Raw genomic sequence first — 10,801 nt, 5'->3', positions numbered from 1 at the left:
CACTCGCTACGACAAAACCCGCGAGTCCTACCAGGCAGCCGTCACCGTCGCATCCCTGTTCCTCTGGCTAAAGCCCCTTTGAAGACACTGCCTAGCGTTCCCCCATGGACACCCGCGGTTTCTACGACGAACTCGCCGACCGGTACGACCTCATGTACGCGGACTGGGACGCCAGCACCACCCGGCAGGGCCGGGCCCTGGACGCCCTGCTCACCGCCTCCCTCGGGCCCGGACCGCACACCGTGCTGGACAACGCCTGCGGGATCGGCACGCAGGCGCTGGGCCTGGCCCGCCTGGGCCACCGCGTCACGGGCACCGACCTCAGCGCCCGCGCCGCCGCCCGCGCCGCCCGCGAGGCGACCGCCCGGGGGCTGGCGCTGCCGGTCGCGGCGGCCGACATGCGGGCCCTGCCCTTCCCCGACGCGGCCTTCGACGCGGTGGTGTGCGCCGACAACGCCCTCCCGCACCTGCTGACCGAGGCGGACGTCCGCGCCGCTCTGGCCGAAACCCGGCGGGTGCTCCGCCCGGGCGGCCTGCTGCTCCTCTCGACCCGCCCCTACGGCGCCCTGCGCCGGACCCGGCCCGGCGGCGAGGCCCCGCACGTGCGCACCGGCCCCGACGGGCGGACCGTCACCTTCCAGCTGTGGCACTGGCACCCCGACGGGGAGCGGTACGACGTCGAGCTGTTCCAGCTGCTGCCGTCCGGCGGGACCTGGACCACGCACACCTCGGGGGCGACCTACTGGGCCCTGCCCGAGGAGGAGACGGCCCGGTACGTGCGGGAGGCCGGCTTCGGCGAGCCGGTCTGGCACCCCTCGGCCGCCACCGGGTTCCACCAGCCCGTACTGGGCGCCAGGCGGCCGGTGCCCCGTACGCGCTCGACGGAATGACGCGTCACCGGCGCCCGCGCTGGACGCTGTGAACACCCCGGCGCCGGTGCGGCGGCCCTAGGCTGACGCGCCATGAGCACCAGTGACCGCAGCCCCGCCCCCGCCTCCTTCGCCGTGTCCGTCGCCGACGTCCCCGACGCCGAGCTGGAGACCGAGGAGCTCGACCCCGGACAGATCCTCTCCGGTACGCCCGTCGTGACCGGCAAGGTGCTGTGGGAGTCCGAGGACGGCTCGCAGATCCGGGGCATCTGGCAGATCACCCCCGGGGTGGTCACCGACACCGAGGCCGACGAGCTGTTCGTGGTCGTCAGCGGGCGCGCGACCATCGAGGTCGAGGGCGGCGCGACCCTGGAGGTCGGGCCCGGCTCCGCCTGCGTCCTGCGGGAGGGCGACCGGACCACCTGGACCGTCCACGAGACGCTGCGCAAGGCCTACCACATCAACTGCTGAGCCCGGCCGGCCCGCTGCCGGGCCCCACGGGCGGCCGCCGGCCCCTCACGCGTCCGTGGGCCCCCCGTCCTTGGCGGCCACGGGGTGGCGCCGCGCCGTGAACAGGGCCAGCGCCGCCATGGGCAGGAGCAGCGCGGCGCCGATCGCGTTGAGCCAGCCGTAGCCGGCCTGGGACATGACCAGCCCGGCCGCGGCGCCGCCGACGCCGGCCGCCGTGTTCATCGTCAGGTCGCTCAGGCCCTGTACGGCGGCCCGCGCGGGCTGCGGCACCGAGTCGGTCAGCAGCGCCGACCCGGAGACCATGCCGGCGGACCAGCCGAGACCGAGCAGGAAGAGGCCGATCGCGCTCTGGGTGTGGCTCTCCCGCGCGGTACCGGCGAGCAGGGCGGCGACGGACAGCAGTCCGGCCGCGAGGCCGATCACGGAGAGCCGGCCGAGGCGGTCGGCGAGCCAACCCATGACGGGGGAGAAGGCGAACATGCCGGCGATGTGGCCGCTGATCACCAGGCCGACGAGCCTGAGGTCGGCCCCGTGGTGCCCCAGGTCGACCGGGGTCATCACCATGATCGAGACCATGGTGGTGTGGGACACCGCGACGGTCAGCAGGGCGAGCCGGGCCCGCGGCGACGCCTTGACGGCGGCCATCCCGGCGCGCAGCGAGCGCCCCTGCGGGCCCTGTTCCGCGGCCGGGGCCAGCGCCCGGGCCGTCAGCAGCGGGTCGGGCCGCAGGAACACGGCGATCAGGGTGCCGGTGAGGACGAAGACGGCGGCGGCCCAGACGAAGGGCCCCGCCGTCTGGGGTATCGAGGTGCCGGCGAAGCTGTCGCTGGCGGGGGCCGAGAGGTTGGGGCCGAGGACGGCGCCGACGGTGGAGGCCCAGACGACCACGGAGATCGCGCGGGCCCGCCGGTCGGGCTCCGCGAGGTCGGCGGCGGCGAACCGGGCCTGGAGGTTCGCGGAGGAGGCGGCCCCGAAGGCGGCCATGCCGATCATCAGCAGGGGGAAGCTCTTGACGGCGGCGGCCAGCACCACGAGGCCCGCACCGAGCGTGCCGACGCCGTACGCGACGACCAGCCCGGGCCGCCGCCCCCGGGAGGTCATCAGGGCGGCCAGCGGCAGCGAGACGAGGGCGGTGCCGATCACCGCGGCGGTGGAGGCGATGCCGGACAGCGCCTCGGTCCCGCTGATCTCGGTGGCCAGTACGGGGGCCAGGGCGATGCTGATCGGCACGCCCATCCCGCCGAGCGCCTGGCTGGCGATCAGCACGCCGGAGATCCGGCGCCGCAGCCGCGGCAGCTCCGCCGCGTCGAGCGACGGGCCCTCGCGGCCGGCCACGGGCGGGGCGCCGGGGGCGGTCCCGGGGGAGGCGGTCACGCCGGACACCCCCGTCGCGGTCGCGGGGGCAGGACGCGCGGGGTGAGGCCTGGTGCGGCAGGAGTAGTCACCGCGGAAGTGTCCCACCCCTTACCGCCCGGGGGAACCGCGTATCCGGGGCGCATTCCGCCACGGCCGCGCGCACCCGCCGGGACCGCGAACACCCAGGTCAGAACAGGGGTTGCGGGAGTACTCCCTCCAGCGCGAGCAGGATCCGCTTCGTCTCCACGCCACCCCCGAACCCCCCGATGCCGCCGTCGTTCTCCACGACCCGGTGGCAGGCCACCACCAGCGGCAGCGGGTTCGACCCCATGGCGTTGCCCACGGCCTGCGCCGCCCCCGGCTGCCCGACCCGGGCGGCCAGCTCTCCGTACCCGACGACCGAGCCGTACGGCACGGACCGGTCCAGCTCCAGCAGCACCTGGCGGTTGAAGCCGGAGCTGAGCCGCCAGTCCAGCGGCAGCTCGAAGCGCCGCAGGGAGCCGGCGAAGTAGGCCTTCAGCTGGCGTATCGGCTCGGCCAGCAGGACCTCCGCGCCCCGTTCGGGCCGCCGGGCGTCCGCGCCGAGCCGGGAGACCAGCGAGGCGATCATCCGGTCGGCCCGGTCGGGCCCGGCATGGAACTCGACCCGGACCAGACCCTCGGGGGTCGCGGCCAGGAGCAGGGGACCGATGTCGCTGGGGACGACGGTCCATTCGAGGTGCGGCCCGCGGGGCCGCTCGGTGCTGTCCACGCGTCCACGGTACGGCCCCGCACCGACAGCGCGGCCGGGGTCAGGGGCCGCCCGAGGGTCAGTGGCCGCCCTAGGGTCAGGAGCCGGAGGTCAGAAGCCGCCCACCGCCTCGCGCACCACGTCGGGGGCGTTCGTGATGATGCCGTCGACGCCCATGTCCTGGACCTTCCGGGCCGTGGCCGCGTCGTCCACGATCCAGGTGTCCACCTCCATGGCCCGGCCGTGGGCGCCCCGCAGCCGGTGCACCGCCGCCACCCAGTCCGCGGAGATCGTCGTGTGCCAGGGGTTGATCCGGTCCGTGAACTCGGCGTACCGGGGCAGGTCGGCCACCGTCGGCGTGCCCAGGAAGGCGGTCACGAGGTCAGGGCGCAGGCCGTGCACGATGCGGACCGAGTCGGCGCTGAAGCTCTGCACCACCAGACGGCCGCTGACGTGGCGCTCGTCGAGCCAGCCCGCCTCCTCCAGCACCCGCAGGGTCTCCTCCTCGATCCCCGGGTAGAGCTCCGGCTTCTTGATCTCCAGCAGCAGCCGCTGCTGGTTCCGCGACACCCGGTCCAGGTACTCCCGCAGCGTCGGCACCCGGGCCCCCGCGTAGCGGCCGTCCCCGAACCAGCTCCCCGCGTCCAGCCGGGCGATCTCCGCCGCCGTGAAGTCCCGCACCCGCCACGGACCGCGGTCGGGGAACACCTCCTCGACGTCGGTCGTCCGGGCCAGGGTGTCGTCGTGGATCACCACCAGCTCGCCGTCCCTGGTGCGCTGGACGTCGTTCTCGACCCAGTCGAAGCCGAGCCCCATCGCCAGGTCGATCGCGTCGAGGGTGTTCTCCGGGGCGTAGGCCGAGGCCCCCCGGTGGGCGTACACGACGGGGCCGCCGAGCCCCATCGGCCGGGGCCCGGCGGCCGGGGCCGCGGGACCGGGGCCGGGGGCGGCCGCGGTCGTCCCGCCGCACAGCACGGTGAGGGTGAGTCCCAGGAAGGCGGCCGCGGCCGCGGCGGCGGGTCGGACGACGTACATGTGCGTTCTCCTCGGATCGTGAGCCCTGCCGCTGCGTCAAACGGGTGCGGAGCGGCAGACGTTGCGGCGGTGCACTGCGGAGAGCCGTTGCACGGCGATCATGGGGTTGAAGATCACCGCGGCGCCACCGAACTACGACAAACGGACCAGACCCGTGCTGCTGTCAGTGGGGGGCCGTACGGTTGACCCATGCGGCCCGTATCGAAGATCGAACGCACGGTGGCGCCTTTCGAGGTCGTCAGCCCCTACCAGCCCAGCGGCGACCAGCCGGCGGCCATCGCCGAGCTGGAGAAGCGCATCCGTGCAGGTGAGAAGGACGTCGTACTGCTGGGTGCGACGGGTACCGGCAAGTCGGCGACCACCGCCTGGATGATCGAGAAGCTTCAGCGCCCCACCCTGGTCATGGCGCCGAACAAGACCCTCGCCGCCCAGCTGGCGAACGAGTTCCGCGAGCTCCTGCCGAACAACGCCGTCGAGTACTTCGTCTCGTACTACGACTACTACCAGCCCGAGGCCTACGTACCGCAGTCGGACACCTACATCGAGAAGGACTCCTCGATCAACGAGGAGGTGGAGCGGCTGCGCCACTCCGCGACCAACTCGCTGCTGACCCGGCGCGACGTGATCGTCGTCGCCTCCGTGTCCTGCATCTACGGTCTCGGCACCCCGCAGGAGTACGTCGACCGGATGGTCTCCCTCAAGATCGGCGAGGAGATCGACCGGGACCAGCTGCTCCGCCGCTTCGTCGACATCCAGTACACGCGCAACGACGTCGCCTTCACCCGCGGAACCTTCCGGGTCCGCGGCGACACCATCGAGATCTTCCCGGTCTACGAGGAACTGGCCGTCCGCATCGAGATGTTCGGCGACGAGATCGAGGCGCTCTCCACCCTGCACCCGCTGACCGGCGAGGTCATCAGCGAGGACCGCGAGCTCTACGTCTTCCCCGCCAGCCACTACGTCGCCGGCCCCGAGCGCATGGAGAAGGCGGTCCGCGGCATCGAGGCCGAGCTGGCCGAGCGCCTCGCGGAGCTGGAGAAGCAGGGCAAGATGCTGGAGGCCCAGCGGCTGCGCATGCGCACCACCTACGACCTGGAGATGATGCGCCAGATCGGGTCCTGCTCCGGCATCGAGAACTACTCGCTGCACATGGACGACCGCGAGCGCGGCTCCGCCCCCAACACCCTCATCGACTACTTCCCCGAGGACTTCCTCCTCGTCATCGACGAGTCCCACGTCACCGTGCCCCAGATCGGCGCGATGTACGAGGGCGACGCCTCGCGCAAGCGGACCCTGGTCGACCACGGCTTCCGGCTGCCGTCCGCGCTCGACAACCGGCCGCTGAAGTGGGAGGAGTTCCAGGAGCGGATCGGCCAGACCGTCTACCTGTCGGCCACCCCCGGCAAGTACGAGCTCTCGCGGGGCGACGGCTTCGTCGAGCAGATCATCCGCCCCACGGGCCTCGTCGACCCCGAGGTCGTGGTCAAGCCCACCGAGGGGCAGATCGACGACCTGGTGCACGAGATCCGCGCGCGCGTCGAGAAGGACGAGCGCGTCCTGGTCACCACCCTCACCAAGAAGATGTCCGAGGACCTCACGGACTACTTCCTGGAACTGGGCATCCAGGTCCGCTACCTCCACAGCGACGTCGACACCCTGCGCCGCATCGAGCTGCTGCGCGAGCTGCGGGCCGGCGAGTACGACGTCCTGGTGGGCATCAACCTGCTCCGCGAGGGCCTCGACCTGCCCGAGGTGTCCCTGGTGGCGATCCTCGACGCCGACAAGGAGGGCTTCCTGCGCTCCGGGACCTCCCTCATCCAGACGATCGGCCGCGCCGCCCGCAACGTATCGGGCCAGGTCCACATGTACGCGGACAAGATGACCCCGGCGATGGAGAAGGCCATCGACGAGACGAACCGGCGCCGCGAGAAGCAGATCGCCTACAACACCGCGCACGGCATCGACCCGCAGCCGCTCCGCAAGAAGATCAACGACATCGTCGCCACCATCGCCCGCGAGGAGCTGGACACCGAGGAGCTGCTCGGCACCGGCTACCGGCAGGAGGGCAAGGGCGCCAAGGCGCCGGTCCCCGCGCTGGGCGGCAAGGCGGCCGCGGGCAAGGCCGGGAAGGGTGCCAAGGGCGCCAAGGCCGCCAAGGGGGCCGAGGTCCTCACCGACCGGCCGGCCGCCGAACTGGCCTCGCTGATCGAGCAGATGACCGATCGGATGCGGGCGGCGGCGGCGGAGCTCCAGTTCGAGGTCGCGGCCCGGATCCGGGACGAGGTCGGGGAGCTGAAGAAGGAGCTTCGCCAGATGAAGGAAGCAGGCCTCGCCTGACCCGGGGCCGGTCAGTAGGGTTGGGTCACAGCCGCAGGTACACGCTGCGCACCCGTTATCGGGGCGGGCTATGGAGAGGGGACAGCGCGTGACGGTCAACATGACCAAGGGTCAGGCCATCAGTCTGCAGAAGGCGGACGGCGGCACGCTGACCGCGGTCCGCATGGGCCTCGGCTGGCAGGCGGCCAAGCGCCGCGGACTGTTCGGCTCGCGGACCCGGGAGATCGACCTGGACGCGTCGGCGGTGCTCTTCGCCGACAAGCAGCCCGTCGACGTGGTGTTCTTCCGGCACCTTCAGAGCGACGACGGCTCGGTCCGGCACACCGGTGACAACCTCGTCGGCGGCGTCGGGCAGGGCGGGGACGACGAGGCCATCCTCGTCGACCTCCAGCGCGTGCCCGTGCACATCGACCAGATCGTCTTCACGGTGAACTCGTTCACCGGCCAGACCTTCCAGGAAGTGCAGAACGCGTTCTGCCGCATCGTCGACGAGACCAACGGCCAGGAACTGGCCCGTTACACCCTCGACGGCGGCGGCCAGTACACCGCGCAGATCATGGCGAAGGTGTCCCGGGTCGGCAGCGGCTGGCAGATGACGGCCCTCGGCAACCCGGCCAACGGCCGGACCTTCCAGGACCTGATGCCGGCGATCCTGCCGCACCTGTAACAGGACGGACAGCGGTACCGGAAGCGGTACCGCGAGCAGCACGGAACAGCAGAAGAGAAGAAGGCACGGGGGAGGGGCTGCACGATGACGGCCGAACTGGTCCGGGGGCAGAACCACCCCGTGTCCCACAGCCGGGTGGAGGTCAGGGTCTCGGCGGGCGCGCCCGTACTGGCCCTGGCCACGCTCGCCGACGAGCAGGGCCGGTTCACCGGCCCGGGGGCGCTGGCCCACGCCGGCTCCCCGGCCCTCCCAGGGCTGCGGGCACCCGGGGACGTCGCCGACCGGCACGCCCTCGCCGTCGACCTCGACGCGGTCGCGGCCGGCGTCCACCGGATCGGCGTCGTGCTCGTGCTCCCGCCCGGCGGAGCGGTCCGCTTCGGCGCGGTCCCGGCCCCGTACGTGGCGGTCGCCGCCGAGGGCGGGCCCGAACTGGCCTGCTTCACCCTGACCGACCTCGACGCCGAGACGGCCGTCGTGGCCGTGGAGCTGTACCGGCGCCAGGGCGCCTGGAAGGTCCGGGCCGTCGGCCAGGGCTACGCCACCGGCCTCCCCGCCCTGCTCACCGACGGCGGACTGGCCGGACCGGAGGCCGCCGCCCTGGCCGCCGCCGCGCTGGGGGCCGTCCCGCCGCTCGCCGACGCCGACCGCACGCTCGCCACCATGCCGACCCAGGTACGGGACGCGCACGCGCTCGGGGACACCGGCCACCAGGACCCGGCCCGCCCGGACTCCGGGCCGCAGGACGCCGTCCCGCAGTCCGTCACACCCGCGCCCGAACCGCCCGAGCCGATCCCCGTCTCCGGGGTCCCGTACGCGGGAACGCCCGGCCCCGCCCCCGCCCCCGGGGACACCGCCGGCGGCCCGCCCACCATCGACTACGCCCACCCGCGAAGGCGCCGCACCAGCACGGAGCCGCCCGAGCCCGCGCCCCGCCCCGCCCCGGCCGCCGGGCCCGGACAGCCGCCGCGCCCCGTCGCGGGCGACGCCAGCGGCTGGTCCATGGAGGAGCGGCTCTACAACCAGGTCTGGGGCATGTTCGAGGACCTGGCCCGTACCGTCGCCGCCTACCGCAGTGCCGTCGACTTCGCCGACTCCCGGCTGGACCGCGAGCTCGACGACGCCCTGTCCGACCCCCGCCACCGCCTCGGCGGCTCCGGCAACGCCGCCCGCGACACCGCCCGGGCCCGCCGCGAGGAGCTCGTCGCCCAGGCCCGGGCCGTCCTCGACCGGAACCTGGTCCAGCTGACCGCCGAGGCCGAGGTGGTCGAACCGGCGCTGCCCGCCGCGTACGCCCGCTGGGACAACCCGGTCTGGCACGGCCAGGTCGCCCCGGAGGAGGCCCCGCTGGCCCTGCGCCTCGGCGACCTGAGCCTGCCCGAGCGGCCCGACCTGCGGATCCCCATGCTGATGCGGTTCCCGCTGGAGCGCGGACTGTGGATCGACAACGGCCGCACCGGCTCCGAGGCCGCCATGGCGATGGACACCGACCGGCTGCGCCGCGCCGCCATGGACATGGCCGTCGCGCATGCCGTGCGGCTGCTCGCCGTCCAGCCGGCGGGCCGCCTGTCCGTCCACGTCATCGACGCCGCCGGGGCGGGCGCCGCCGCACTGGCCCCGCTGGTGCGCGCCGGTGTCCTGGCCTCGCCGCCCGCCGCCGGAGCCGCCGGGGTGACCCGGACGCTCGCGGACCTGACCCGGCGGGTGGACCTCGTACAGATGGCCCTGCGCGCCGGAGCGCCGGAGGAACTGCCGGCGGACGTGGACCGGGCCGAGCAGCTGCTCGTCGTCCACGACTTCCCCCACGGCTTCGACGACCGTGCCGTCACCCAGCTGCGCTACCTGGCCGACGAGGGCCCGGCCGTGGGCGTGCACCTGCTGATGGTCGCGGACCGTGACGAGGCCTCGGCGTACGGGCCGCTCCTGGACCCGCTGTGGCGCTCGCTGATGCGGCTGTCGCCGGTACCGGACAACCACCTGGCCGACCCGTGGGTGCAGCACGCCTGGACCTTCGAGCCCGATCTGCCCCCGCAGGGCAGCCGGGTCCTGGACCAGGCGCTGGAGCGCATAGCGCGGGCCCGGCGGAGCGGTCGATGACCAGTCACTGACCAGTCTTTGGGATTCCCTTTACCTTCTCGGGGGTCGACGGGTACTCTGGTGCGTGCGGAGGGGAGTATTCCTGCTTTCCTGCTACGGCGTGCCCGTCAATACGGACCACTGCGGTTTTTCACCAACGCGGCCGGTCCCGGGGCGTCGGCCCACGGCCTCCAGGCCGCCCGGGTGGAAGAGACCTCCGGCAGCGATGACGCTGACGAAGTGCTGAGCCATCCGCCGGAGGCGTGTTCACCGTGGAAGTTTCCTGGGCCCTTTGGGTCGCGACCATTCTGGGTCTCTCCCTGCTCATCGGCGCCGATTTCTTCATCGGCCGCAAACCGCATGACGTTTCGATCAAGGAAGCGGGCATCTGGACGGTCGTCTGGATCGTCCTCGCCGCGCTCTTCGGCCTCGGCCTCTGGTTCTTCGGGAGCGGGCAGGCCTCGCAGGAGTTCTTCGCCGGCTTCATCACCGAGAAGTCCCTGAGCGTCGACAACCTCTTCGTCTTCGTCCTGATCATGGCGAAGTTCGCGGTGCCGTCCCACCTCCAGCAGCGCGTGCTGCTCGTGGGCGTCCTGATCGCCCTGGTACTGCGCGCGATCTTCATCGCGGCCGGCGCCGCGATCATCGCCAGCTTCTCCTGGGTCTTCTACATCTTCGGCGCGTTCCTGATCTACACCGCGTGGAAGCTGATCCAGGAAGCCCGCAAGGACGAGGAGGACGAGGAGTTCGAGGAGAACCGTCTCCTCAAGTCCGTCGAGAAGAAGTTCGGCGTCGCCGACCAGTACCACGGCACCAAGCTCTTCATCCTGAACAACGGCAAGCGCATCATGACCCCCCTCATGATCGTGATGCTCGCCATCGGCACCACCGACGTGCTGTTCGCCCTGGACTCGATCCCCGCGATCTTCGGCCTCACCCAGGACCCGTACATCGTCTTCACCGCCAACGCCTTCGCCCTCATGGGTCTGCGCCAGCTGTACTTCCTCATCGGCGGCCTGCTCAAGAAGCTGGTCCACCTCAGCTACGGCCTGTCCGTCATCCTGGGCTTCATCGGCGTCAAGCTGGTGCTGCACGCCCTGCACGAGTCCGGGGTGCACGTCCCGCAGATCTCCATCCCGGTCTCCCTGGGCGTCATCTGCGGCGTCCTGGTGATCACCACGATCACCAGTCTGATCGCCTCGAAGAAGCAGGCGGCGGCCGAAGCCGCCGCCGGCCCGGAGAGCGAGAGCGTCGACGCGTGAC

At 72.5% G+C, this 10,801-nt stretch carries 9 protein-coding genes; 6 read left to right on the top strand and 3 right to left on the bottom strand.

Annotated elements, in window-relative coordinates:
• Positions 1-104: 104 nt before the first annotated feature.
• Positions 105-890, top strand: coding sequence for a methyltransferase domain-containing protein (locus ABZZ17_RS27925; RefSeq protein WP_356879776.1), 786 nt, complete (start codon positions 105-107; stop codon positions 888-890).
• 72 nt (positions 891-962) lie between these two features.
• Complete coding sequence (locus ABZZ17_RS27920) at positions 963-1,340, top strand: cupin domain-containing protein (protein WP_356879774.1); 378 nt, start codon at positions 963-965, stop codon at positions 1,338-1,340.
• 45 nt (positions 1,341-1,385) lie between these two features.
• Here the strand turns inward: ABZZ17_RS27920 and ABZZ17_RS27915 are convergent, their stop codons facing one another.
• From ABZZ17_RS27915 to ABZZ17_RS27905, 3 genes are all read right to left on the bottom strand, one after another.
• Positions 1,386-2,714 carry an MFS transporter gene (locus tag ABZZ17_RS27915; RefSeq protein WP_356879772.1) on the bottom strand — a complete coding sequence of 443 codons (1,329 nt, stop codon included), beginning with the start codon at positions 2,712-2,714 and terminating at the stop codon, positions 1,386-1,388.
• 169 nt (positions 2,715-2,883) lie between these two features.
• Complete coding sequence (locus ABZZ17_RS27910) at positions 2,884-3,447, bottom strand: methylated-DNA--[protein]-cysteine S-methyltransferase (RefSeq protein WP_356879770.1); 564 nt, start codon at positions 3,445-3,447, stop codon at positions 2,884-2,886.
• A gap of 90 nt (positions 3,448-3,537) precedes the next feature.
• On the bottom strand, positions 3,538-4,461 hold the full coding sequence (locus ABZZ17_RS27905; protein ID WP_356879768.1) for a glycerophosphodiester phosphodiesterase family protein: 924 nt from the start codon (positions 4,459-4,461) through the stop codon (positions 3,538-3,540).
• A gap of 189 nt (positions 4,462-4,650) precedes the next feature.
• Here ABZZ17_RS27905 and uvrB point away from each other — a divergent pair, with 189 nt between their 5' ends.
• The 4 genes from uvrB (at position 4,651) to ABZZ17_RS27885 (ending at position 10,800) form a co-directional block, all read left to right on the top strand.
• The gene (gene uvrB, locus ABZZ17_RS27900; protein WP_356879766.1) at positions 4,651-6,798 is read left to right on the top strand and encodes an excinuclease ABC subunit UvrB; all 2,148 of its coding nucleotides are present in this window, start codon (positions 4,651-4,653) and stop codon (positions 6,796-6,798) included.
• A gap of 88 nt (positions 6,799-6,886) precedes the next feature.
• Complete coding sequence (locus ABZZ17_RS27895; protein WP_329103171.1) at positions 6,887-7,465, top strand: TerD family protein; 579 nt, start codon at positions 6,887-6,889, stop codon at positions 7,463-7,465.
• A gap of 84 nt (positions 7,466-7,549) precedes the next feature.
• The gene (locus tag ABZZ17_RS27890; RefSeq protein ID WP_356879764.1) at positions 7,550-9,559 is read left to right on the top strand and encodes a TerD family protein; all 2,010 of its coding nucleotides are present in this window, start codon (positions 7,550-7,552) and stop codon (positions 9,557-9,559) included.
• Between the two features lie 251 nt (positions 9,560-9,810).
• Entirely contained in the window at positions 9,811-10,800 is a 990-nt protein-coding gene (locus tag ABZZ17_RS27885; RefSeq protein WP_356879762.1) for a TerC family protein, read from the top strand.
• Position 10,801: the final 1 nt, after the last annotated feature.

Origin of the sequence: Streptomyces sp. NPDC006512 (genome assembly GCF_040611935.1) — a bacterium.
GTDB lineage: Bacteria > Actinomycetota > Actinomycetes > Streptomycetales > Streptomycetaceae > Streptomyces.
The sequence above is the reverse complement of the archived record's forward strand: the minus strand, read 5'-3'. Positions and strand labels throughout refer to the sequence as shown.

Bases quoted from the DNA above. Each gene is read 5' to 3' on its own strand.
- ABZZ17_RS27925 (WP_356879776.1), top strand. From the start codon at position 105: ATGGACACCCGCGGTTTCTACGACGAACTCGCCGACCGGTACGACCTC.
- ABZZ17_RS27920 (WP_356879774.1), top strand. From the start codon at position 963: ATGAGCACCAGTGACCGCAGCCCCGCCCCCGCCTCCTTCGCCGTGTCC.
- ABZZ17_RS27905 (WP_356879768.1), bottom strand. From the start codon at position 4,461: ATGTACGTCGTCCGACCCGCCGCCGCGGCCGCGGCCGCCTTCCTGGGA.
- uvrB (WP_356879766.1), top strand. From the start codon at position 4,651: ATGCGGCCCGTATCGAAGATCGAACGCACGGTGGCGCCTTTCGAGGTC.
- ABZZ17_RS27890 (WP_356879764.1), top strand. From the start codon at position 7,550: ATGACGGCCGAACTGGTCCGGGGGCAGAACCACCCCGTGTCCCACAGC.